At 48.0% G+C, this 25386-nt stretch carries 17 protein-coding genes; 1 reads left to right on the forward strand and 16 read right to left on the reverse strand.

Features of this window, described 5'->3' with window-relative positions; genetic code table 11:
- Positions 1-57: 57 nt before the first annotated feature.
- On the reverse strand, positions 58-351 hold the full coding sequence (locus ACZ5KY_RS02965; RefSeq protein WP_464242415.1) for a co-chaperone GroES: 294 nt from the start codon (positions 349-351) through the stop codon (positions 58-60).
- A gap of 350 nt (positions 352-701) precedes the next feature.
- Between ACZ5KY_RS02965 and ACZ5KY_RS02970 the strand changes: the two genes are divergently transcribed.
- Positions 702-1778 carry a pyridoxal-phosphate-dependent aminotransferase family protein gene (locus ACZ5KY_RS02970; RefSeq protein ID WP_464242416.1) on the forward strand — a complete coding sequence of 359 codons (1077 nt, stop codon included), beginning with the start codon at positions 702-704 and terminating at the stop codon, positions 1776-1778.
- Between the two features lie 238 nt (positions 1779-2016).
- On the opposite strand, the gene ACZ5KY_RS02975 is transcribed toward ACZ5KY_RS02970, so the two are convergent.
- The 15 genes from ACZ5KY_RS02975 to ACZ5KY_RS03045 form a co-directional block, all read right to left on the reverse strand.
- A complete protein-coding gene (locus ACZ5KY_RS02975; RefSeq protein ID WP_464242417.1) occupies positions 2017-4266 on the reverse strand; it encodes an ATP-dependent helicase in 2250 nt (749 codons plus the stop codon).
- Positions 4259-6061, reverse strand: coding sequence for a chloride channel protein (locus ACZ5KY_RS02980; protein ID WP_464242418.1), 1803 nt, complete (start codon positions 6059-6061; stop codon positions 4259-4261). The genes ACZ5KY_RS02975 and ACZ5KY_RS02980 overlap by 8 nt, the downstream gene beginning before the upstream one ends.
- 214 nt (positions 6062-6275) lie before the next feature.
- Positions 6276-8303: a methyl-accepting chemotaxis protein gene (locus ACZ5KY_RS02985; RefSeq protein ID WP_464242420.1), complete on the reverse strand. Its 2028-nt coding sequence runs from the start codon at positions 8301-8303 to the stop codon at positions 6276-6278.
- Positions 8304-8876: 573 nt separating this feature from the next.
- Positions 8877-9260, reverse strand: a complete 384-nt coding sequence (locus tag ACZ5KY_RS02990; RefSeq protein WP_464242421.1) for a hypothetical protein — start codon at positions 9258-9260, stop codon at positions 8877-8879.
- A gap of 197 nt (positions 9261-9457) precedes the next feature.
- Positions 9458-11488, reverse strand: coding sequence for a HAMP domain-containing methyl-accepting chemotaxis protein (locus tag ACZ5KY_RS02995; RefSeq protein WP_464242422.1), 2031 nt, complete (start codon positions 11486-11488; stop codon positions 9458-9460).
- A 24-nt stretch (positions 11489-11512) separates the two neighbouring features.
- Entirely contained in the window at positions 11513-12031 is a 519-nt protein-coding gene (locus tag ACZ5KY_RS03000; RefSeq protein WP_464242423.1) for a chemotaxis protein CheW, read from the reverse strand.
- A gap of 417 nt (positions 12032-12448) precedes the next feature.
- Positions 12449-13894 carry a sigma-54-dependent transcriptional regulator gene (locus ACZ5KY_RS03005; RefSeq protein WP_464242424.1) on the reverse strand — a complete coding sequence of 482 codons (1446 nt, stop codon included), beginning with the start codon at positions 13892-13894 and terminating at the stop codon, positions 12449-12451.
- Positions 13891-16917, reverse strand: a complete 3027-nt coding sequence (locus ACZ5KY_RS03010; RefSeq protein WP_464242425.1) for a PAS domain S-box protein — start codon at positions 16915-16917, stop codon at positions 13891-13893. Before ACZ5KY_RS03010 ends, ACZ5KY_RS03005 begins: the two co-directional genes overlap by 4 nt.
- A 497-nt stretch (positions 16918-17414) precedes the next feature.
- Complete coding sequence (locus ACZ5KY_RS03015) at positions 17415-19271, reverse strand: methyl-accepting chemotaxis protein (protein WP_464242426.1); 1857 nt, start codon at positions 19269-19271, stop codon at positions 17415-17417.
- Between the two features lie 234 nt (positions 19272-19505).
- A complete protein-coding gene (locus ACZ5KY_RS03020) occupies positions 19506-20567 on the reverse strand; it encodes a protein-glutamate methylesterase/protein-glutamine glutaminase (protein WP_464242427.1) in 1062 nt (353 codons plus the stop codon).
- On the reverse strand, positions 20560-21090 hold the full coding sequence (locus ACZ5KY_RS03025; protein WP_464242428.1) for a chemotaxis protein CheD: 531 nt from the start codon (positions 21088-21090) through the stop codon (positions 20560-20562). The genes ACZ5KY_RS03020 and ACZ5KY_RS03025 overlap by 8 nt, the downstream gene beginning before the upstream one ends.
- A 32-nt stretch (positions 21091-21122) precedes the next feature.
- The gene (locus ACZ5KY_RS03030; RefSeq protein ID WP_464242429.1) at positions 21123-21956 is read right to left on the reverse strand and encodes a CheR family methyltransferase; all 834 of its coding nucleotides are present in this window, start codon (positions 21954-21956) and stop codon (positions 21123-21125) included.
- Positions 21957-22117: 161 nt separating this feature from the next.
- Positions 22118-24145: a methyl-accepting chemotaxis protein gene (locus tag ACZ5KY_RS03035; protein ID WP_464242430.1), complete on the reverse strand. Its 2028-nt coding sequence runs from the start codon at positions 24143-24145 to the stop codon at positions 22118-22120.
- A 94-nt stretch (positions 24146-24239) separates the two neighbouring features.
- The gene (locus ACZ5KY_RS03040) at positions 24240-24749 is read right to left on the reverse strand and encodes a chemotaxis protein CheW (RefSeq protein WP_464242431.1); all 510 of its coding nucleotides are present in this window, start codon (positions 24747-24749) and stop codon (positions 24240-24242) included.
- A 152-nt stretch (positions 24750-24901) separates the two neighbouring features.
- Complete coding sequence (locus ACZ5KY_RS03045) at positions 24902-25375, reverse strand: chemotaxis protein CheW (protein ID WP_464242432.1); 474 nt, start codon at positions 25373-25375, stop codon at positions 24902-24904.
- Between the last annotated feature and the right edge of the window lie 11 nt (positions 25376-25386).

Here is a 25386-nt window from a genome sequence, read left to right on the forward strand (position 1 = left end):
CTCCTATGTAATTTGAATAAGCATATTGATGGTACAGATTATTTCAATAATCGTTGATTAGTTCTCAACCACACCGAGAATATCATCTTCGCGCATCATCAAGAACGCTTTGCCTTCAACTTTAACTTCACTGCCAGCATACTTGCCAAACAGAACACGATCACCCACTTTTACATCAAGAGGGAGAACTTTACCTTCAGCTGTGACCTTGCCCTTACCAGCAGCAACAACGAGACCCTCTTGTGGCTTCTCTTTAGATGCTGTATCAGGAATGATAATACCACCGGCGGTCATTGTTTCTTCTTCAATACACTCGACGATTAAGCGGTCTTGCAGAGGTCTGATGTTCATTCTCTGTCTCCTTCAGGTTTAATAAATAAAAAATTGTGGCATCATGCCAAAATAACGACGTAGTTAACGTAAAAATTAACGTTAGCACTCGTAGTATTGGAGTGCTAACAACAAAGGAAAATATAATCAGTGACGGGGGAAAGTCAAGGGGTAACTCAGTAAAAAAATAACCACGAATACATGCAGACAAGGCGGCGGCAGCCACACAAGAACTTGACACCATTTTTCACCCATGATAAACCACAGAGTCAGTACAAAAAATAGGTTATATTTCAAGCAGTTGCACAGGCAACGCATCAATCAATGTACTCATGAGACTCCCATTAAAGAGGCTCCCGAAAGGAATCATCATGGTAAAAAAACTTTACATCCCCGGCCCAGTAGAAGTCAGTAATGACGTTTTTGCTGCCATGTCCGCACCGATGATTGGCCACCGGATGCCCGAATATGCCACCCTTCACGCCAGCGTTACCGGACAATTACAAACCCTGCTCAACACCAAAGATCCAGTATTTTTGGCCACCTGTAGCGCCTTCGGCATCATGGAGGGTGCAGTGCGTAATCTGGTGCAAAAACGCTGCGCTAACTTTGGTAATGGCGCATTTAGCACCAAGTGGCACGATGTCACCAAACGATGCGGCATTCCGGCTGACCTATATAGTGCCGAATGGGGACAACCCATCACCGCTGAGATGGTTGACAAGGCTCTTTCAAGTGGTGACTACGATGCAATGACCATGGTTCACAACGAAACCTCAACAGGTGTGATGTCGCCGTTAGCTGAAATCGCTGAGGTGATGAAAAAATACCCTTACGTCTCTTTTATTGTCGATACCGTGTCATCAATGACAGCGGTTCCCATCGACTTTAAGGCTCTAGGCCTTGATGTATGCCTCGCTGGGGTGCAAAAAGCCTTCGGCCTACCACCCGGATTAGCGGTATGTGCAGTCTCTCGTGCGGCCCTTGATAAGGCTAAAGCCACACCCAATCGCGGTTACTATTTTGACTTTGAGGAGTTTGAAAAGAACGACCTCAAACACAACACACCAAGCACCCCATGCATCAGCCTCATCTTTGGCCTTGATGCACAGTTGAAGAAAATGTTTATTGAGGGATTAGACAACCGCTATCAACGTCACGCTGAAATGGCTGAAGCAACACAAACATGGCTACAGCAGCAAGGGTTTGGCCTATTTGCCCCAGAGGGTTGTCGCTCCATGACCTTGACCAGCGGTGAGAACGATGGCAGCACCGATCTTGAGCAGCTGAAAAAACTCGCCGGTGAGCGCGGCTATGCGATGGACAACGGTTACGGCAAGATTAAGAACAAAACGTTCCGTATCCCCCATATGGCTGACATGACCATGGCTGACCTGCACGAGTACTTCACACTTCTCGAAGAGTTACTGCCACAAGTACGCAACTAGCAGGCTATCAGACTTAACATGGACCTACTGCGAAATAGCCTGACTTGGCCCATATCCCCGACAATTTTCGACAAATAGGCCAGCTATTCGCTCTCAAATTCTCGAAAATTTGGTCTCAAGCAGTCTATTTCTCGCTACGGCCCGTCAAGTCCGACAGCCTACTGACAATAAAAAAAGCGCCCCCATAATAGGGGCGCTTTTTTTCATCTCAAAAACCGCATATTGCTACAGAGCTGCTTTACGCTGGCTCTAGTCCGGCAAATTTCAGCAGTAACTTCTTCGGCCCAAAACGGTTAAAATACACCGTGACCTTTTGTTTATCTCCCGCCCCTTCAAGGCGACGCACTGTCCCAACACCAAAACGAGCATGGCGAACCCGACTGCCAATACGTAAATCATCACTGCGGGCGGCGGGGCGTTCCACTTCAATGACGGGTTGATCAGCGATCGCTGCAGCGACTGCCTGCGGCGGCGACGCCACAGACGCTGGTGCACTTGCAGGGTTCGATGCGGGTGCAGTGGTTGGAATCTGATCAAACAACGAGGACAGATTGTGCTTAGAAGTGGACCGAAGCGGTTTTTTTACCACATCAGCAAGTAAACTTTCTGGAACCTCGGCAATAAAACGACTCGGTGGATTATACTGATAACTACCGTAGACACGGCGGCGTTGCGCATGAGTCAGAAAAAGCTTCTCCATCGCCCGCGTCATACCGACATAACATAGCCGACGCTCCTCCTCAAGCTGTTCGCCACCATCCGTAGCACGCGAAGAGGGGAAGATGCCATCCTCCATACCGGTCATAAATACCACTGGAAACTCAAGCCCTTTGGATGCATGGAGGGTCATCAAAGTCACTCGATCTAAACTAGCATCATAGGCATCAAGATCGGTCACCAAAGCGATCTGCTCGAGGTAGTCTTGCAAGGTCAATTCACGCCCCCGGTGCTCTTCCATTCCTGCGAGCAATTGATCAAGGTTATTGAGGCGATCCTTGCCCTCTTGAGTATTTTCCCCCTTGAGCATCTGTTCGTAGCCGGTTTCTTTAATCAGTTCTTCCGTTAATTGCGGGTAAGAAACATCCTCAAGGCGCTGCCTAAAACCATCGATCATCAGCACAAATTCAGTGACTTTTTTTGCTGCTGCCCCCTTAAGAACTCCACGATCAATCGCCATCTGACATGCGGCAAGAAAACCACCCGCCTCTTGATCGAATTTAGCAATTTTAGCAATCGTTGTCGCACCGATTCCGCGCGCTGGAACATTGACAATTCGTTGCGCTGAAATGGTATCGGCAGGATTAGTCAACACCCGCAGATAAGCGAGGATATCTTTAACCTCCATACGGGTGAAAAAGCGCATACCGCCAAACATCACATAAGGGATGCGCTCGCCAACCAACGCCTCCTCAAGAACTCGCGATTGGGCATTGGTGCGATAGAGCAACGCTATGTCGCGCAGATGACGGCCCGACTGGCGCAACAGCTTAAGCTGTGACACCACGTAACGCGCCTCTTCTAGATCGTCAGGCAGTGCTTCCAGAGTGATTGGTTCACCATCAGGGTTTTCGGTCCATAAGGTTTTACCTTTACGGCCGATATTATTCGCGACAACCGTTCCGGCAGCTTCAAGGATTGTCCCTGTTGAACGATAATTTTGCTCCAACCGGATGGTAGTGCAACCGGGGAAATCGCGCTCAAAACCGAGGATATTACCCACCTCAGCACCGCGCCAGCGATAGATCGACTGATCGTCATCACCCACCACACACAGGTTGCCATGCACGGAGGACAACTGTTGTACCAGTCGGTATTGCACCATATTGGTATCTTGGAATTCATCCACCAACATATACAGGAACCGCCCCGCATAACGCGCCAATACTTCAGGATGCTCGTCAAACAACTTAACGCAATAGAGGAGCAAGTCGCCAAAATCTAGAGCATTGGCACGCTTCAGCCGCTCTTGATACATGGCATACACTTGCGCGACAACACGGTTATTGCTATCGTCCTGGGCCATAGCGTCAGGAAACTGCCCTTTATTTTTTGCCGCATCAATAGCCGATGCTGCGGCACGGGCTTTAAGTTCTTTATCGGAGATGCCTAAATCTTTGAGGATGTTTTTTAGCATCCGCTCTTGATCCTGATCATCATAAATTGTAAATGACGATTCGAAGCCTAAAGCGTTGATTTCGCGGCGTAAAATTCGTACACAGGTGGAGTGAAAGGTGGAAACCCACGGCGTTTCTTGGTCTGGAAGGCGGCTTTCAATGCGTTCCTTCATTTCGGACGCCGCTTTATTGGTGAAGGTTACCGCTAGAATTCGCCATGCGGGAACGCCAAGTTCTTGCACTAAATGAATCACCCGCCCGGTGAGGGTACTGGTCTTCCCCGACCCTGCACCAGCCAAAATCAATAATGGCCCTTCGGCATGATTCACCGCTTCCAACTGGTGTGGATTAAGATTTGGACTGATTCTACTCATCAACATCTTCCTCAAGAGTCCGCGCCATCAAAGCTTTATTGTAGGCTGAGACCATATCGCGCCGCGATATAATACCAATCAATTTATTGGTACAATCTCTAGCGACAACAGGTAGCTGTTCGATATTACGATAACCAATTTTCCGCATCGCATGATCTAAGTTTTCATCGGCAAAAATAGTGGTTACCTCAGGGGTTGCCAACTCCTTGACCACCACCAAGTCCATCAAATCTCTTTCAAAAACGACCCCAAGAAAATCCTGAATAGAGATGATCCCTGTCAACTCACCATCGATATTGGTGATAGGGAAATTTGTATGCTTAGTACTGGCAATGAAGTCGGTGAACTGTCGCAGAGTCATGCTCTCTGGCACCGTTTCAAGCTGAGTGGTCATAACGTCACCCACGTTGATCGACTTCATAATATTACGCTCTTTACCCGCCTCAAGATCAATGCCTGCCCGCGCTAATTCAACGGTATCCAAGCTCTCTTTTTTATAATGGCGGCAGATGGAGGTCCCAATCACACACGACAACATGATCGGTACAATAACTTGATACGAAGCGGTCATCTCAAACAGCAGGAAGATAGCAGTCATTGGTGCATGGGTCGCAGCCGACAGAAAAGCCCCCATGCCGATAAGAGCATACGAGCCTGGTGAAATCGCTAATGAGGGAAGTAGCTGCTGACTAATGTGACCAAACGCCCCACCAATCACCGCACCGATATACAAAACTGGGGCAAACAAACCGCCAGGCAAGCCTGAACCAAGGGTGATCGACGTAGCAATCGCCTTAAATAGGATCAACGCCAGGAGCAGATACAACGTGCCACCACCGTTGAGGAACTCGTTCATGAAATCGTAACCGTTACCAAACACCTGCGGGAAACCGACGCCAATCAAACCAACCAAAAATGCCCCACCAATCGGTTTCATTAACCGCGGAATTTTCAACTTATCGAACACATCCTTAATGCGAAAATGGACATCGATAAAGGTCGCCGCCAACACTCCGACAATCGCGCCAAGAACCACATACAACAACAGTTCCCAGTGTGAACCCATCTGATAAGGGGGGATATGAAACGCGATCTCATTGCCAAGCAGCGCCCGCGACACCACGGTACTCATGCCACTAGCGATAACAATTGAGGTGAAACTCGAAATTTCAAATGACGACAGCAGGACAATTTCTTGAGCGAAAAATACCCCAGCTATAGGAGCATTAAAGGTCGCCGCCACGCCACCGGAAACACCACAGGCCACCAACACCTTGAGGCGGTTACCACTGACCTTAAACCCTTGACCAAACTGACTACCCACTGCGCCGCCAATTTGAGCAATCGGCCCCTCTTGCCCCGCACTACCACCGGTTCCCAGAGTGATGGCACTGGCTAAGCCACGGGTAATGATGGTACGCCCAGGGATCTTTGCACCACGCAGATTCACTTGCTCGAGAAAGGAGGAGAAACCGAACTTTAGGTCCTTTTTGAACCAAATGCCAAAGGGGATCATCAACAGACCACCGACGACGGGAAACAAAATTGCCCACCAGCGCGCGCTACTCCAGTGATGCCACGAGATGTCAAAAAATTCCATCCCCTGTTCGATCACTAACCAATGGAAAAAATCAATGGTTTGACGGAAAGCGTAATTACACAGCCCAGACAACAGACCAATGGCAACGGCCAAAATAGCCATAAAGGTATTTTCGCTAATGCGGAATCGGTTGAGAACTTTCAAACCAACGTGGCGTAACCAATCAAAAAATCTGGAAATAGGAGGGCTGCTCATAATAGTGTATCGACTCAATAGAATGCGGAATTAAGGTTCAAAAAAACATAAACGCAAAATATTACGTCTTTTCGCTCCTCGCTGTAAAGGACTATCCTCTTCTGAAAACAACAAATATCGACGACCTCGCTTCAAAAGTAAAAATGCCCCGTAAAACAGAGCAGTTCTCACTGTTTTACGGGGCAACGAATCTAACTTTTAATCTATGGCTGAATCAATACTGTTCAAAATCATCATCCAACTTATCACGACCGCTGCCCATATCGAGGGAGAGACCACGCGTCGCTTTTTTAGCCGCTGCTGGCGCGCTGCTCGCATGACTTATCCGTGCGGCAGGTTCTGCCGAAACGGGCCGTGACGCTGAACGTCGAGTACCCTCATCAAGCTTAAAGAAGGAGATGGTATCTTGCAGTTGCTCGGCTTGACTGCTGAGCTCTTCGGAAGTGGAGGCCATCTCTTCTGAAGCGGAAGCATTTTGCTGAATGACCTGATCGAGCTGCTGGATCGCTTTGTTCACTTGGTCAGCGCCAGTATCTTGTTCTTTACTGGCGGCGGCAATCTCTTGTACCAATTCAGCGGTACGTTGAATATCGGGAACCATCTGAGTAAGCATGGTGCCAGCTTTTTCGGCAACCTCGACGCTACTAGAGGATAAATCACTGATTTCAGCAGCGGCACTTTGACTACGCTCAGCAAGTTTACGCACTTCGGAAGCGACAACGGCAAAACCTTTACCGTGCTCACCGGCACGGGCTGCCTCGATGGCCGCATTTAAGGCTAATAAGTTTGTTTGACGGGCGATCTCTTCGATGATCGAAATCTTTTCAGCAATATCCTTCATCGCCTTGACAGTTTGGGTTACCGCCGCGCCACCGCTTTTGGCATCTTCGGACGATTTAACCGCGATCTTTTCCGTCTGCATGGCATTATCAGCGTTCTGACGAATATTGGCAGCCATCTGCTCCATAGAGGAGGAGGCTTCTTCGGCGGCGGCGGCTTGTTCTGTCGCCCCCTGACTCATCTCTTCGGAGCTGGCAGAAAGTTCTTGGCTACCCGAGGCGACGTTGTCAGAGGCACTGCGCACATCGGCGACAACACCCTGAAGTTGCTCAACCATATTTTTAAGCGCCGTTGCTAACTGGCCCACTTCATCCTGTTGATCAACATCTAATGTTGCCCGCAAATCGCCATCGGCAACGAGTACGGCAAAATCGATCCCTTTTTTCAGTGGCCCAATGATCCCGCGTGCGATCACAATCGCGAGCAAGAAACCGAGAGGTAATGCCACAGCAATAAAGATAATCACCCCAGTTCTGGTTTTAGCCGCTGCAGCAAGCATCTGGACATCGGTCATGATGTGCTCATCGGTCGTCTTACTAATCTCACCGAGGAGTCCTTGAACCTTTTTCAAGTTGGGGACTGTTTTTGTTGCGTAAATAACTTGAGCAGCAACCATCCCCTCAATCCTCTCCGTTGCCCGACCTTTCATGTCAGACAAAACCGTTTTCGTCTCGGTTAACGCTGGTAACGTTTGTTGTTCAAAAACAGTGTGCGCTTCTGTTTTTGGCAGGGACATAATCAACTTAGCTGATTGATGCAAGCGGCGATGTGGTTCTTTAATTTTATCAAGGAATTCTGCCAATCGTGCATCGGATTGAGCAGCAGCCTTGCCATTCTCACCATAAATAAACTTACCCAACCCGCATAGGTGTTCATTGGCCTGTACCGACAAGGACTTTTGATCACTGGCAAAGTAGCCTAAAATAAGATTCACCCACTGAAGGTGATCAGCTTCTTTCTCAGCTAAAAATTGCGCCAAGGACAGATCTGCCTGATTGAAAACTGAACCAACCTCCTTGGCCGATTCGTGCAAACTGGTGTGATAGACCTCTATCTCTGCTAGCGGTGTCTTAATTTGGGGAACAAGTTGCTCGGCATCTCGTCGTCCTTGACCATAATACCATTTGCCAAAGGCGCATTTATGCGGATCCGTTTGAACCGTAAGAGTGATAATTTTGTCGTCGGTCAGGAGCGCATTGACCTGTCCTGCCCAGTTCAGGTGGTCCACCTCACGCTGAACCATATCACCCTTCAACTTATTGCCACTAATCACCTCGTCAGCGTTGCCAACAATATCGCTGATACCAACAATGCCCCAAATACCAACACCAACTAATAACAGTAAAACGAGACCAAACCCGACCGCAAATTTGGTTCTTAAACGAAAATTTTTCCACGACATACGACCACCCCTCATCTGACTAGAAAAAATCAACTAATTGCAATAAAAAAACAACTTCAATGCCTACACGTCTAACCTAATGTTATGGGGTAGTTTTATTAAAATCTCAAGGGAAAAACAACTTATTTCGCGTATACAACGACTTAAGCGCTTTACACTCATTAAAAATGATCTCAAATTCAACAGTCAAAAACTAAAACGCCCCATAAAGTACACAAATTACTGTGTTTTTTACGGGGCATCTAATCTAATCTTTTTATCTATGGCTAAATTATTATTCTCCAAAGTCATCGTCCAACGTGTCGTGTCCGCTACCCATATCGAGACAAAAGCCACTCGTTGTTTTTTAGTCATTACTGGAGAGCTGATCACATGACTTATCCGTGCACCAGCTGGAGCTGGATACTGGACGTAGCATGTGGAAGACTAAAATGTGTGTGCAACGACGACCCGTGGCGAATTGAAAAAACAGCGAGAACTCTACCGACCAGTTTGGCTCTTACTTTAATGCAGAAAAAGATTCATCAACTTCAGTTGCAAGATGGACTGCCATCTATAGCTCATGGCTGTCTTCTATGTTTTTGGCTCAATCAATTGACGTACTCGCTGCGTTATCTCCTCCGGGCAACACGAATCTATCCGACCACAACTAGTGGCGCAAATATCGGCTATCACGCTCTCAGGCAGAGAATGACGTTCGACCAGCAAAACAGCCAGCCCTCCCGTTAAACGACTCGCCACATCACACAGGGGCAATAAATCCGTCGTCCGCGTGACATTATTGACCAACATCAGATCAAAACCACTCGACTCCTCACTTAAACTTGTCAGCCAATTGATCCCCTCACTTGACGTACGCGCCAAAGTGATCTTAAAGCCGGACAGTCGTAACAAAAGGCCGACCTGTTGGTCTTTTTCATAGTGTTCGTCGACGATAAGAATATGGCCTTGGAACATGGAGTACCTCAAATAAATAGGTGTACGATATCGACTATCAAAATTCTGAATGATAAATGTTTGGGTAGTGTGAACTGAAAGTAAAAATAAGGAGATTGAACCTTGGCAGCAGGTGGTCAGACATACCGGTTGCTAAAAGTTCAAAACTAGGAAGCTACAGGTGCGACCAACCAGAGAGGTTGATCGCACCGCAGAGGTTAATACTCTTCGAAATCACGGTCTAGAGCATCACGCCCCGTTCCCATCTCCAACGTTAGGCCACTGTCCGACTTGGATTGACGGCGAGGGGCGACAGTTTTTATCGGTGCGCCAAGGCTCGGAACCGCTGCCGCGATGCGCTGCGGTTGACGGCGACCACCGCCCTCATCAATTCTGAAGAAATCGATCGTCTCCTGTAATTGTTCAGCCTGGGCATTCAACTCTTCAGAGGTCGAGGCCATCTCTTCAGAAGCGGAAGCATTCTGCTGGATCACCTGATCGAGTTGCTGAATCGCCTTGTTAACCTGATCGGCGCCAGTATCCTGTTCCTTACTGGCGGCAGCAATCTCCTGCACCAGTTCGGCGGTCCGCTGAATATCAGGTACCATCTGATTGAGCATGGAGCCAGCCCTTTCCGCCACCTCAACACTGCTGGAAGAGAGATCACTGATCTCAGCAGCGGCCCCCTGACTGCGTTCGGCCAACTTGCGTACTTCGGAAGCCACCACAGCAAAGCCTTTACCGTGCTCACCGGCCCGCGCCGCCTCGATGGCAGCATTGAGAGCCAGCAAATTGGTCTGGCGGGCAATCTCCTCGATAATACCGATCTTACTGGCAATCTCCTTCATCGCCGTAACGGTTTCGGAAACCGCTTCACCACTAATTTTAGCGTCTTCAGACGATTTAACGGCAATCTTTTCGGTCTGCATGGCATTATCGGCATTCTGGCGGATGTTGGCCGCCATCTGCTCCATGGACGAGGAGGCTTCTTCGGCCGCGGCAGCCTGTTCGGTAGCTCCCTGACTCATCTCCTCGGAACTGGCCGACAGCTCTTGACTACCCGATGCAACATTGCTAGACGCCCCCTTGACATTCTCTACCACCTCCTTGAGCTTGCCAACCATACCATTGAGAGTCTGTGCTAACTGACCGATCTCATCTTTACTATGAACATCAAGCTGACGGGAGAGGTCACCAGCGGCGATCGCCTCGGCGAACTGGACTCCCTTAAAAATCGGTACAGTGATAGCGCGCGTAATGAAGTAGGCGATAATTATGCCTATAATGAGGGCCACGATTAGACCGACAACCATAACGTTGGAAGCCGAGTGCAATGCAGATACCGCAGTGGTGGCAACCTTATTCGTTGCCTCCAACCCTGTACGCGACAGGGTCTGGGCATTCTCTAACGCTAACAATGCCGCCGGCACCCGCGCCTTACCCTGTTCCTTCACAGCTAGCCAGTTGACAAGCAGGTCGTTCATCGCCCCCTTATAATTACCGGCCGCAGCGTGGACAGCATCAATGCGCTTTATATCGATATCTTTACTGGTAATTTTTTTCAGCTCGGCAAATATTACATCCATGGCGGTGAAGTACTGCTGGGCATCCTGAATTATTTTTGGTTCCCGCTGCGCTTGGGAGCGCCAGGCCGCCAAGCGGGAGGAGTTGCCGAGGGAAATGACCTTATTGCCCAAGATAATTTTATTCAAGCGCTGACTCAGCTGAGCCGCTGAAGCGCCCGACGCAATGTCACGCCGTAGTTTCTCCTGCTGTTCGTTGAGATAATCGGTGCAGTTTTTCATATACTGTCTAGCAGCTTGATCGAGAGCATCTCGGTTGTTATCCATCTTGGCGAAGGTGGCCACTGTAGCATTCAGAAGCCTCTCATATTCGAGAATCGCATCCTCAATATCGGTCGCTAATTTTGGTGTTCGGACTAAATGAGCCGACCGCTCACCCAGTTCTTTGGTCTCCCGTATCTTCTTTTTAAGTGCTGCTATATGTTGTCTACCTTTTTCAAGATAGCCATTATTTTCTGTTGTCGCATAGCCCATCAATTGGAACATGCCGCTCTGCCACTCGCGCTCGATCTGAGTCGCCCCATCAATAAGGGGGACAAATTCATCAGTCAACTGAATCGATTCCTCTTTAACACTAGACATTTCCCAGATGGACACAATCCCCAGGGTGGCGGCAATAACCAGCAGGCAGGCAAAGCCCAGCCCTATCTTGACTCCGAGTTTCATTGCTATTCTCCTTTATTGTGTTAATTATTTTTGGTGTGCTACGGTTTCATTTTGTGTCGCACCATCACCCAGTTGTTGGACGATGGCTAACTCGTCACTGGAGAACACTCGATCAATATCGAGGATAATGACAAACTGTTCGTTGTGTTTACCCATGCCACGGATAAATTCGGTATTCAACTTGGACCCGATACGCGGTGGCGGTTCGATCTGATCCGGTTCAATATCTAGCACCTCCTGAACCGAATCGACCAGCGCACCTAAAACACTGGCTTCGTCGTCCATGATCACCTCGACAATAATGATACAAGTATTCACCGTCGCTTCGGCCTCGGTCATGCCGAATTTGAGGCGCATATCCACCACTGGCACCACACTGCCACGCAGGTTGATCACTCCACGCATAAATTCGGGGGTTTGTGGAACCTTGGTTACATCGGAGAAATCGAGCACCTCACGGACTTTTGAAATTTCAAGGGCAAAAACCTCGTCATCGAGTTGAAAAGTCAAATATTGATTCGTCTGTTCTGTATCTTCTGCCATCTGAGCGTTCCCCTCGTTATTAGTTGAAAAAACCGCTTTCACCCATTTGCTAGTTAGGTAAATCACGTAGCTTCCAGAACCCTTTGTGGTTGCAGATCTTATCCACATGAGTGGCTGTCGATGGTGAACTAAAAATAGAATTTGTTGCCATAAAATGTTCCGCACCTACTAACCAACACCATCTTCTTAATGAGAATTGCAACAAGGATGCCACTTCAGTCGAACGGATCTATCTTGCTGATATTTAGGAGTTTATTCTTAATTGTGCAGAGTGAAATAAAAAAAAGGGGGGGGCAATCTACATTGACAGAAGCAGACAGTTCGGAGCTAACCTATTGAAGCTAGGGGACAAAAACTAATATGCACAATTGTTGCAGAGCAATAATTCTTGCACCCCCGTGCCATCAGTCAGCGCCATCAGATCGGTGCTGATACCAACGACTCTTTGAGCTTTTTCACGCGTTGATTCAGGGCCTGGCGGGTAATCCCCAACAGCCGCGCAGCGATCGTCTGATTATTTTGACAACGTTGCAGAGCCTCATAAACAAGTAGTGTTGCCGACTCTTCCAGAGTCGGCAACTGCGGACCAAAGGTCAACATCGCATCGGACACTGGGCAGAGGGTAGAGTCCATAGCCTGAGTCGGTGACGGATCATGGCCCTTATCCATTGTTTTTTTAAAACTTGCCATCGACAAGGTATGTCCTCGATGTTGCGTTAACGCGTCATAAACCATCGCCCGCAGCTCGCGCACATTGCCGGGAAAGTGATAGGTGGACAACAGCAGTTGCAACTGCGGCGTCAGGGTTGGCGTGACTTTCCCCAAACTGTGGGCGGCTTCCTCGATAAAATGGTTCAGCAATAGCGGAATATCTTCGCGCCGCTCTCTTAGCGCTGGCAGGTGCACTCGGTGGGCGTTTAAACGATAAAACAGGTCTTTGCGAAACGTTCCTTCTGCTACCCGCTGTTCCAAATCCAGATTGGTAGCCACGACAAATCGACAATTATGCCACTTCGGACGATCAACCCCAAGGGGGAGATATTCCCCCTCCTGCAACAGCCGCAGCAGCTTTACCTGACTACAGAGGCTCAAATCACCGATCTCATCTAAAAACAATGTACCACCGCAGGCCTGTGCAATCATCCCCGGCCGCATTTTTTCAGCGCCGGTAAAGGCACCACGCGCATGACCGAAAAGAGTGTCGGCAAAAACGAGGTCATCCAACCCTGCAACATTAATAGCGACCCACGGTTGATCGGTGCAACTGACATCATGTACTGCCCGCGCTATTAACTCTTTGCCGACACCGCTTTCCCCAGTAATCAGTACTGGTTCTGGGCTCTGGGCTACCGCCTCAATGTATTGAAAAAGCGAAAGCATCTGACGGTTGCGGGTAATGATCTTTTCAAACGCCTGTGGATAGTCAAATTTATCCTCCAGCATCAGCGATTTGAGCTTTGAATTTTCATTTTTCAGCTCGCGCAGCGCCAAGGCGCGGTGGAGTCCAGCCACCAGACGTTCCATCTCCACCGTTTTGACAAAATAATCAAAGGCACCATTTTTGATACAACGAACTGCGATCTCCAGCTGATTCATGCCGCTCATGATAATCACGGGGATATCGGGGTAATCAGCACGGATCTGGGCCAACAGCTCCTCGCCGGAACGGTAGGGCATGGTCAAATCCATGAGGATGACACTGACCTCATGCTCAGACAACAGGGCAGTGACCTCGCGGCTATCACAGCAGGTCAGCACATGATTAATCCCCGCTGAACATTTCAACCTCAGCGCCATGCTCGCGGTCCAATCCTCTTCATCATCAATCAACAGCACTGGTTGTGCTGGAAACAATTTTTTCATGCGGGCTCTCCCTGTTCGGCGATAGGCAGTTTCATCGTTACCACGGTTCCAACTCCCAGTATGGACTGGAAATCAAGTTGACCATTATGCTCACGGATGATGCGCGCCGAGACCGACAGCCCCAGCCCAGTACCGCCACTTTGGCGCCTAGTGGTATAAAACGGATCGGTCACGTGTGCCAATGCTTCGGGAGCAATCCCTGCGCCCTCATCCTGAACCTGCAAGATATTGCACTTATTTTCGGCATCGAAATAGGTCGCCAGCCGCACTCTGGCACTGCGATCAGTTAAAGCCAAACAGGCGTTTTGGACCAGATTGATGACCACCTGCTCAATCCACTGAAAGTCACCCTGACCTGGTGGCAAAGTACCAAAATCAGTTTCAAAATGATCCGTCGTTTTCTTGATCGAATTATCCACCAATCGAATCGCGGTCTTGGCAACCTCATTGAGATCCAGCGGATCCGACAGATCAACCTCACCCTGACTGACAAAATTTTTCAGATCCTCAACAATACGCTTGATCCGCACCGCTCCGCCCTCAATGCGTTGCAGCATCGCCGGCAACTCATCACGCAGCTCGTGATAGTCCAGTCCACCCAGTTCCAACCGACCATGCTGTTGATAGTGATCCTCAAATAGGCACAGCGCATCATTCAGCACATCACGCAGCATCGGGGTATTAAGCAAAATCAAGCCGTTGGGATTATTGATCTCATGGGCAACCCCAGCTGCCAATTCGCCCAGAGAGGCCAAACGGCTGTTACGATCCGCCTCTGTGCGCAACTTTATTTTCTCGGTAATATCACTGCACACATCGATAACATTGACCACCTTGCCATGCTCGTCTTTCAGGGGATAGGCGCGCACCGCCCAGACGCGGCCATCGCCGCCATAAACAAGCTGTTCTTCATGCTTTCCCGATTCAAAACAGCGCTGAACTGGACAGCTCGCACAGGGTTGATTGCGCCCATCCAAAGCATTAAAGCAGTACTGGTTATGGAGATTACCGTAGTCGGTAAACTGACTCCTAGCCCCTTGATTTGCCCACACGATGGTCAAGTCCGCAGAGATCAGCATTATGGTATCGGGCATGGCATTCAGTAGTCCCCGAAACTGCTTATAAAGCAGCCGGTAGTCCTGTTCACTTTTTTTCAGCGTTTTCTCAGCCTGCTTACGTTCGGTGATATCGGTAAAAATACCGAGCAGGCCGACAACATCACCTGCACGATTCGTTAATGGCACCTTGCTGGTCAACAGAGTGGCCTGCCGGCCACCGGCCTGCTGCTGAGTCTCTTCGATGTCGAGCATCGGCTGCGCCGATGCCATTACCTGGCGATCACAGGCGCGGAAAAAATCAGCTTCTTCCTTTTTCCATGGCAGATCGTAGTCCGTTTTACCGATCATCTCCGCCGGACGATCAAAACCAGCCTGATTCGCCAGAGCCTGATTACAGCCGAGGAATACTAATTGGCGATCCTTCCAGAAGATCGACGCTGGAACATGGTCGATGATGTTATCCAACAACTCCTTCTGCACACACAGTTCATCATGGACCCGTTTACGTTCGCTGATATCCAGCACCAGCAATACGGCGTGGATCGGATTTTCGCCATCGTAAACCCAGCTACCGGTGATCTGCACCCAGACGATGGTGCCGTCTTTACACCGATAACGTTTGACAATTTCAAATCGCTCCGGTTTATGCCGCACCACATCACGATAGATCCTTGCGGTGGATTCCAGATCATCGGGATGGGTGATATCGTGCTGACTCATCTGTCCCAGTTCAGTTTCACTGTAACCGAGCATCTGACAGAACGCGGGGTTGGTCTTGAGGAATTCACCTTTAAACGTTACGGTGATGACACCGGCGGCGGTATTGGCAAAGATCGAGCGAAACAGATTTTCGCTTTTCCTGAGCGCCTTCTCCACCTCTTTACGCTCGGAGATGTCGACAATGGTGCCAATCACCCCACCCAGCTTGCCGTTCACGGTGGGGAAAGTTGCCTTGGAGAAGATCACCTCAAGGGCTTTGCCCTCGACACTGGGAATGTTGAACTCATAGGTCTGGATTCCCCCCAGGCCCTGCGCTAAAAGGTCTCGGTCTGCCTGAGCATATACATCTGCATACTCTGGTGGGAAATGGTCATGAACCGATTTGCCAATGAGCTCAGCTTTGGTTTTTCCCACCAACGTTGCAAATGCTCGATTGCAGCCTAGATATTTTCCGCAAGCATCACGGTAAAAGACCGGATAAGCAATCGCATCGATCAACACTTGGAGAAAATTCAGCTGTTGTTGTAAGCAGCTCTGCGCGCGTTGACGCTCGACGATCTCACAATTAAGAGATCGGTTGAGATCCGCCAACCTATCTCTGGCATTACGGCCACGCCAAAGAATAGCCAACAGTAGTATCACCAAGAGTGCTGTCAATACGGTTACAGTGATACCGAAACCACGATAAATTAATAACTTGGAATAATAACTAGCCGTATCGATATCTAAGCCGACAACAGCAACGACCTCGCCAGTATGTCGATCAATGATCGGCGCGACCCCCGAAACCCAACTCCCCCATTGGTCGGCCAACGGACCTTCAACAAAAGGCTGGGCGGTGGCAAAAATGTTTTTCAGCTCAGCCGAAGCCTCCGTATAGATGCCGTTCTCCGCCGAGTAATCGCTACAGGGGGGATCATCGCTATCGGCGAGAAAACGCACCTGACCATCGACCAGATGCATCAGGTAAATATAGCGCATCTGCGGAATCGCCTGCTGAATCTTCTGTAGCCTCTCCCACACCGGCTCACAACCAGTCTGTCGATTCTGTTTTGAGCTGTTAACGAGATTCGTCACCTGTTGCGGCGAGAAACTGCTGGCGGAAATACGGGCATGACGCAGCAGATCTAGGCGAAACTCCTGCCGACCGTGATCGACCAGCTGGGTTGTCATCACTAGACCAGAAAGAATGACAATTGCCAGAATAGCGACAGGTAGGAGTAGACTTTTTTTCCTGCTGATCATGGTGAGAATCCAGAAGTTATAAGTTCGGGATGTATTAGTGAGCCGCCTTTGACTCACAGATACAGATTAGGCTTTCGGCAGCAACATTCTATTGAGCACAAAATGGGAAACTCTTCCTGACAGTTCAGGTAAAATCACGCCTCTCAGACCTTTTGAATCACGCGTTCTGCGGCTTTAAGCGTCGAAATCTGACCTTCCGCACTATTTTATCGCAATTGAGGCTTCACATTTCTTCCATGCTGCGATACTCAACAGGGTTTTCATCCTGCTATAGTCAATAAAAAACTTTCCATCAAACAACAGCCTAATCTATGAAGTAGATTTATTTAAAACTCAAGAAAAACAAAATTATAATCGTACAAACAAGACCTTAAGAGGTTTTTCTTAATTAAAAAACACCGAACTCTGCCGTTAAAAACAAAAATGCCCCGTAAAACAACACAGTGATCTGTGTGTCTTACGGGGCATTGACTCTAATCTTTTCAGCTATGGTTTAATCAATACTCTTCAAAATCATCATCCAACTTATCACGACCGCTGCCCATATCGAGGGAGAGACCACTCGTCGCTTTTTTAGCCGCTGCTGGCGCGCTGCTCGCATGACTTATCCGTGCGGCAGGTTCTGCCGAAACGGGCCGTGACGCTGAACGTCGAGTACCCTCATCAAGCTTAAAGAAGGAGATGGTATCTTGCAGTTGCTCGGCTTGACTGCTGAGCTCTTCGGAAGTGGAGGCCATCTCTTCTGAAGCGGAAGCGTTTTGCTGAATGACCTGATCGAGTTGCTGGATCGCTTTGTTCACTTGGTCAGCACCAGTATCTTGTTCTTTACTGGCGGCGGCAATCTCTTGTACCAATTCAGCGGTACGTTGAATATCGGGAACCATCTGAGTAAGCATGGTGCCTGCTTTTTCAGCAACTTCAACACTATTGGAGGAGAGTTCACTGATTTCGGCGGCGGCGCTTTGACTGCGCTCTGCGAGCTTGCGCACTTCGGAAGCGACAACGGCGAACCCTTTACCGTGTTCTCCAGCGCGTGCTGCCTCGATGGCGGCATTTAAGGCTAATAAGTTTGTTTGACGGGCGATCTCTTCGATAATCGAAATCTTTTCGGCAATGTCTTTCATCGCTTTAACCGTCAGGTTGACCGCTTCACCACCGCCTTTTGCATCTTCAGAAGATTTAACAGCGATCTTCTCCGTCTGCATGGCATTATCGGCGTTCTGACGAATATTGGCGGCCATCTGCTCCATAGAGGAGGAGGCTTCTTCGGCAGCGGCCGCTTGCTCCGTTGCCCCTTGGCTCATCTCTTCAGAGCTAGCAGACAATTCTTGGCTCCCAGAAGCGACATTGTCGGAAGCACTGCGCACATCAGTGACAACCTGTTGAAGCTGTTGCACCATCCCATTCAAGGCTCGACCGAGATCACCTACTTCATCTTTTGATGAAACATCTAATTGTGCAGAAAGGTCACCAGCAGCAACCGACTGAGCAAATTCAACCCCTTTAATAATCGGCTTGGTGATCAGACGGGTAATAAAGAACGCAACACTTACACCTAATAATACCGCAAAAATCAAACCACCAACCATCACAGTTGAAGCTGAGCGAAGTGCTGAAACAGCCCCTTTTGCAATCTCATTGGTTTGGTTCATTCCTGCCATGGCTGTTTCTTTGGACAGTTCGAGCACATGGATTCCAGCCTCACTACGCTTTTTGCCAACCGCTTCATTTTTTAGCCAATTAGCGAGGAATTCGCCCATCGCAGCTTTATATTGTGAGGCAGCCTTCACCGTTTCAGCAATGCGCTGAATATCGTCAGGACTTATACTCAGCTTGCGTAATGTCTCGAAGTGGGTAGCCATCATATCAAAGTTACCATAGGCAGCTTGAATAATTTTTGGATTACGCTGGGCCTGTGACCGCCATGCAGCTAAACGAGAGGCATTGCCAAGGTTGATGATATCATTGACCGTTGTAATCTTTTGCAACCGCTTCCCAAGCTTCTCTTGCGACTTGCCGTTGGCAATATCTGCCAACATTTTACGATTTTGACCTGCAAGAAAATCATTACAATTTTGCATATAAACTTTTGCTGCGCCATCGAGTTGATCACGGTTTTCACTCATCAACCGGTTAAGTTCAACGGTTTGGCCGACAAGGCCTTCATAACGCTCAACTTCAGTTTCAACCCCATCAATTGCCCCCTTAAGCTTCACCAAATGAAGTGAATTTTCGGCGAGCTCTTTGGCAGCTTGGAGATATTTTTTTACCTCTTTAAGATTGGCAAACCCCTTATCCAAAAACTGGGTATCCTCGGTAAAACCATAACCGCGCATTTGAAACATGGCCATCATGGAAAAACGTTCAATATTACTGGCAACCTCTACCTCAGGAACATATTCTTGCTAAAGCTTTGTTGACTCCCTTTCTACATTCGACATATTCCATATTGCCAGACCACCGAGGGTGATGGCAATAACCAGCAAAGCAGCAAAACCGAGCCCTATTTTCATTCCTAATTTCATACGATAATCTCCTTCCAAATAATGAGAAAATGCGGACAATCTAATCCAACAGGTTCGTTCCAATTATCGGCATAAGGAGTGTACTTTCATGGTGATACTTTCCAATGGCATGACATGGTCAACAGCACCCGCCTTAATGGCTTCGTTTGGCATGCCAAACACCACACAGGTTGCTTCATCTTGAGCTATGTTGATAGCGCCAGACTCTTTCATCTCTTTCATCCCCTTGGCACCATCATCACCCATACCAGTGAGGATCACACCAACAGTGTTTTTGCCAGCGTAACGCGCCGCACTACGAAATAAGACATCGACGGAAGGTCTATGACGAGAAACGAGGGGGCCGTCTTTTATTTCAACGTAATAGCGCGCACCACTGCGTTTAAGGAGCATGTGTTTGTTGCCTGGGGCAATGAGTACCCGACCACGAACGACGGTGTCGTTGTTTTCAGCTTCTTTGACACTCATTTGACATAACGAGTCCAACCGTTGAGCAAAGCCACGAGTGAAGTTTTCAGGCATATGTTGCACCACCACAATGCCCGGGGAGTCCATGGGGAATTGCTCTAAAAATATACGGAGTGCTTCAGTGCCACCCGTGGAAGCACCGACGGCAATAATTTTTTCGGTGGTACGCACCATCGCTTCCGATTTTGGTTTGGCTAATATGGCATCGGCAGTCAGTTTGGGTGCAATTTTGCGCCGCGGCGTTATCTGTCGTGGGCGGGACTGGGCCGCTGCTTTGACAGCATCACAAATTCTTACTTGCGATTCTTCAAGAAACTTACGTGTGCCTAGGCTAGGTTTTTGGATAATTTCGACGGCACCATATTCTAGGGCTTTCATCAAAGTTTCTGAACCGTTATCAACGAGACTGGAACACATCACGACAGGAATAGGATGTTGCGACATAATCTTTTGTAAAAAGGTCAAGCCATCCATCCGTGGCATTTCAACATCAAGGGTGATGACATCTGGGATTTGATCTTTCATCCGTTGAGCGGCGACAAAGGGGTCGTTCGCCGTTGCGATCACTTCGATGTGTGGATCCGATTCGAGAACAGACTGCAGAGCTTGGCGCACAACAGCTGAATCATCAACGATCAATACTTTAATTTTAGCCACACTCATTTCCCCCAACGAGAGACATCATTAATTCCATATCAACAGTTTTACGACTTAATTTTTTAACAAACACCTGACCCGTATCACTAAAAAAAAGTAACTTACGGCCATACACACCGCCAACATCATGATTACTAATTTTAATGCGATGACGGGCTAATATCTCACGCGCTTTAGCGATATTTTGCTCACCAACTGGGTATTTCGCTGGCCCCATATCACGACACAAGGCAAACATATCGGCACCACCAAACAATTTTGCCACCACAGTCGATAAATTGACCCCTTTACCCTTTAGAGCTTGAACCATATGGTTGATGGCTGAATCGACATATTTAAATTCTGTCGCATCGCCCGTGGGCAACATGCCATGACACATGGCACCAATACCCTGAAAGGGGCAATAAAACGATACCGAGATACACGAACCCAATACGGTTTCGATCAATACAGGCTGGGAGACAATCGCCAACTCTCCTGGCTTAAGGTGAACATTTGGCTGACGGGGGGCTTGGGGTCTCATAGTGTCCTAAATGTATACAAACAAAAGACGAGCTAATGTTGATAACAATAAACCGTTGGGGCAATCTGCTGAAGTGGCACATCAAAACCGTGTAACGACTCTGAATGGCCAAGAAATAGATACCCCCCCGGGCGCAGATTTTGACAAAACTTCTGTACTAATTTTTCCTGAGTTTCCTTGTCGAAATAGATGATGACATTACGACAAAAAATAACATCCATTTTATCTGGTAGAGAAAAGGTGTGATCCATGAAATTCATTCGGCCAAAGCGAACTTTTTTACGTAAGTCGGGAGCAATCCGTACCAAAGGATTGTTCCTGTCCTTGTTTTTCAATAGATATTTATTGCGAATATTGGCAGGGACGGGTTCAACTCGATCGGCATGATAAACAGCCTTCTTGGCATGGTCTAACACTCGGGTTGAAATGTCTGTGGCGATAATGTCGTAATCGAAAGAGCGGCCCGTATTTTTTACTGCGTAATCACCTAAAACCATCGCCATGGTATATGGCTCTTCGCCGGAGGAACACCCCGCACTCCATATTTTAAATTTGCGATTTTCACGCAAGGACTCCTGCCACTTCGGCAGAAGTGTTGACGTCAACAAATCAAAATGACTGGATTCGCGATAAAAATCAGTTTTATTAGTGGTGATGACATCAAACAGGTGGACCTGCTCTAACTGTTGGCCCTCGGCAGTGAAGAGAAAATCGCAATATTCGCTGACTGTTGCCATTTTAAGTACACGCAGCCGCTTCGTTAGCCGCCCCATAAGCATGGTGCGTTTTTTTTCGGATATTTGTATACCCAGTTGTTCATAAATATAATTTTGTAAGCGCTGAAAATCTGTCTTGCTTAGCTCCATACGCTGGCCCCCAGTTCATTGCACTTCATTAATTATCATGTCAGGAATTAACGCTTATTATACGCTTAGCATGGAGCATTGAATAGAATAAAATACCCGACAAGATCAACATAAAGCGGTGTCTTGTCGGGTATTTTTTAGTCAAATTTCACACGAGAGGATCAATACTCTTCAAAATCATCATCGAGCTTATCGCGACCACTGCCCATATCGAGGGAAAGACCGCTATCCGCTTTTTTGCTGGCTGTTGGTGCACCACTTACATGACTAATGCGTGCCGCTGGCGCGGCTGCCTTTGGCCGTGATGAACTACGCTGAGCGCTTTGATCCACCTTAAAAAACGAGATGGTATCTTGCAGCTGTTCGGCTTGACTGCTGAGCTCTTCAGAGGTGGAGGCCATCTCTTCAGAGGCTGAAGCGTTTTGCTGAATCACTTGATCGAGTTGCTGGATCGCTTTGTTAACTTGGTCAGCACCAGTATCCTGCTCTTTACTGGCGGCAGCAATCTCTTGAACGAGTTCGGCGGTGCGCTGAATATCGGGAACCATTTGAGTCAGCATGATGCCAGCTTTTTCAGCAACCTCGACGCTACTAGAGGAGAGGTCACTGATCTCAGCGGCGGCATTTTGGCTGCGTTCAGCAAGTTTACGTACCTCAGAGGCAACAACGGCGAACCCTTTGCCATGCTCACCAGCTCGTGCCGCTTCGATAGCAGCGTTGAGAGCAAGCAAGTTTGTTTGACGGGCGATCTCTTCAATAATGGAGATCTTGTCGGCAATATCTTTCATCGCCTTGACCGTTTGGGTGACCGCTTCGCCACCACTTTTAGCATCTTCGGAAGATTTAACGGCGATCTTTTCAGTCTGCATGGCATTATCGGCGTTCTGACGAATATTGGCGGCCATCTGCTCCATAGAGGAGGATGCTTCTTCAGCGGCAGCAGCCTGCTCCGTAGCACCCTGACTCATCTCCTCGGAGCTAGCAGACAATTCTTGGCTCCCAGAAGCGACATTGTCGGAAGCACTGCGCACATCAGTGACAACCTGTTGAAGCTGTTGCACCATCCCATTCAAGGCTCGACCGAGATCACCTACTTCATCTTTTGATGAAACATCTAATTGTGCAGAAAGGTCACCAGCAGCAACCGACTGAGCAAATTCAACCCCTTTAATAATCGGCTTGGTGATCAGACGGGTAATAAAGAACGCAACACTTACACCTAATAATACCGCAAAAATCAAACCACCAACCATCACAGTTGAAGCTGAGCGAAGTGCTGAAACAGCCCCTTTTGCAATCTCATTGGTTTGGTTCATTCCTGCCATGGCTGTTTCTTTGGACAGTTCGAGCACATGGATTCCAGCCTCACTACGCTTTTTGCCAACCGCTTCATTTTTTAGCCAATTAGCGAGGAATTCGCCCATCGCAGCTTTATATTGTGAGGCAGCCTTCACCGTTTCAGCAATGCGCTGAATATCGTCAGGACTTATACTCAGCTTGCGTAATGTCTCGAAGTGGGTAGCCATCATATCAAAGTTACCATAGGCAGCTTGAATAATTTTTGGATTACGCTGGGCCTGTGACCGCCATGCAGCTAAACGAGAGGCATTGCCAAGGTTGATGATATCATTGACCGTTGTAATCTTTTGCAACCGCTTCCCAAGCTTCTCTTGCGACTTGCCGTTGGCAATATCTGCCAACATTTTACGATTTTGACCTGCAAGAAAATCATTACAATTTTGCATATAAACTTTTGCTGCGCCATCGAGTTGATCACGGTTTTCACTCATCAACCGGTTAAGTTCAACGGTTTGGCCGACAAGGCCTTCATAACGCTCAACTTCAGTTTCAACCCCATCAATTGCCCCCTTAAGCTTCACCAAATGAAGTGAATTTTCGGCGAGCTCTTTGGCAGCTTGGAGATATTTTTTTACCTGTTCGAGATTAGCAACCCCCTTATCCAAAAACTGGGTATCCTCGGTAAAACCATAACCGCGCATTTGAAACATGGCCATCATGGAAAAACGTTCAATATTACTGGCAACCTCAACCTCAGGAACATATTCTTGTGAAAGCTTTGTTGACTCCCTTTCCACATTCGACATATTCCATATTGCCAGACCACCGAGAGTGATGGCAATAACCAGCAACGTCGCAAAACCAAGCCCTATCTTCATTCCGAGTTTCATCTTTTATTCCTTTCGACTCGCACTAAATTAAAAAACCTAAAAAGTACCATTTCATACCGACAGCGTCTTATTAAGTAACGCATTTACGATAGCATTACCCAGTCGATTCCTCTTGCGAGGGCGTTCCGCCCCCTTGCAACGACGAAATTTCATCGTGCGAAAAAACACGGTTAATATCTAGAATAATAAGAAACTGATCGTTATGCTTGCCCATACCACGAATAAATTCGGTATTCAGCTTAGTACCAATACGCGGTGGAGGTTCGATCTGATCTGGCTCTAAATCCAACACTTCCTGCACCGAGTCAACTAATGCGCCGAGAACACTCGATTCACCATCCATTATTACTTCAACAATGATGATGCAGGTATTGACGGTACTTTCGGTCATTTCAATACCAAATTTACAGCGCATATCGACGACTGGCACGACGTTGCCACGCAAGTTGATGACACCGCACATAAATTCTGGCATTTGCGGAACCTTGGTTACATCTGAAAAATCGAGCACCTCACGTACTTTAGAAATTTCAACTGCAAACACCTCATCATCCAAGGTAAAGGTTAAATATTGATTTTGCTCATTTGATCCATCCTCCGCCACAGTAGCCTCCTCGCTTATCTTCTTTTAAATTACAGAAAAATTTCATTATTATTAACCATCCACCTTCAGCTCATTAGCGAAGTCGACTCGCACCGCACCATCTTCTAATGATTGCCATGGCAACATAATCCACATCATCGCCAGCTTATGTTTTACTGGCTCCCGTTTTCACCATCACACTTAAATACCTGATCAATATCAAGGATGATCACAAAGCCATCGAGGTGTTTACCCATACCACGAATAAATTCGGTATTGAGCTTTGTGCCAATACGCGGCGGCGCAACAATTTGATCGGCTTCCAAATCGACCACTTCGCGTACCGAATCTGCCACGGCACCAACCACGGTTTTTTCACCATCTAATTCAACTTCGATAATAATGATACAGGTATTGACGGTTCGTGCGCTGGCATCGAGGTTAAATTTACAGTGCATATCAACAACGGGAACCACACTACCGCGTAGGTTGATCACACCACACATATAGTCCGGTGCCTGCGGTACTCTGGTGATATCGGCACAATCCAACACTTCACACACTTTACTGATATCAAGAGCAAAAATCTCATCACACAAAACAAAGGTCAGAAATTGGTTGCAGTGTTCATTTTCTTGCTCGGACATATCCCCCCCTA

It is taken from the genome of Desulfuromonas svalbardensis (assembly GCF_055389415.1).

Bases quoted from the DNA above. Each gene is read 5' to 3' on its own strand.
- ACZ5KY_RS02985 (WP_464242420.1), bottom strand. From the start codon at position 8,303: ATGTCGTGGAAAAATTTTCGTTTAAGAACCAAATTTGCGGTCGGGTTT.
- ACZ5KY_RS03045 (WP_464242432.1), bottom strand. From the start codon at position 25,375: ATGTCCGAGCAAGAAAATGAACACTGCAACCAATTTCTGACCTTTGTT.
- ACZ5KY_RS03010 (WP_464242425.1), bottom strand. From the start codon at position 16,917: ATGATCAGCAGGAAAAAAAGTCTACTCCTACCTGTCGCTATTCTGGCA.
- ACZ5KY_RS03005 (WP_464242424.1), bottom strand. From the start codon at position 13,894: ATGAAAAAATTGTTTCCAGCACAACCAGTGCTGTTGATTGATGATGAA.
- ACZ5KY_RS03030 (WP_464242429.1), bottom strand. From the start codon at position 21,956: ATGGAGCTAAGCAAGACAGATTTTCAGCGCTTACAAAATTATATTTAT.
- ACZ5KY_RS03000 (WP_464242423.1), bottom strand. From the start codon at position 12,031: ATGGCAGAAGATACAGAACAGACGAATCAATATTTGACTTTTCAACTC.
- ACZ5KY_RS03025 (WP_464242428.1), bottom strand. From the start codon at position 21,090: ATGAGACCCCAAGCCCCCCGTCAGCCAAATGTTCACCTTAAGCCAGGA.
- ACZ5KY_RS02965 (WP_464242415.1), bottom strand. From the start codon at position 351: ATGAACATCAGACCTCTGCAAGACCGCTTAATCGTCGAGTGTATTGAA.
- ACZ5KY_RS02990 (WP_464242421.1), bottom strand. From the start codon at position 9,260: ATGTTCCAAGGCCATATTCTTATCGTCGACGAACACTATGAAAAAGAC.
- ACZ5KY_RS02970 (WP_464242416.1), top strand. From the start codon at position 702: ATGGTAAAAAAACTTTACATCCCCGGCCCAGTAGAAGTCAGTAATGAC.
- ACZ5KY_RS03035 (WP_464242430.1), bottom strand. From the start codon at position 24,145: ATGAAACTCGGAATGAAGATAGGGCTTGGTTTTGCGACGTTGCTGGTT.
- ACZ5KY_RS02995 (WP_464242422.1), bottom strand. From the start codon at position 11,488: ATGAAACTCGGAGTCAAGATAGGGCTGGGCTTTGCCTGCCTGCTGGTT.
- ACZ5KY_RS02980 (WP_464242418.1), bottom strand. From the start codon at position 6,061: ATGAGCAGCCCTCCTATTTCCAGATTTTTTGATTGGTTACGCCACGTT.
- ACZ5KY_RS02975 (WP_464242417.1), bottom strand. From the start codon at position 4,266: ATGAGTAGAATCAGTCCAAATCTTAATCCACACCAGTTGGAAGCGGTG.
- ACZ5KY_RS03015 (WP_464242426.1), bottom strand. From the start codon at position 19,271: ATGATGGCCATGTTTCAAATGCGCGGTTATGGTTTTACCGAGGATACC.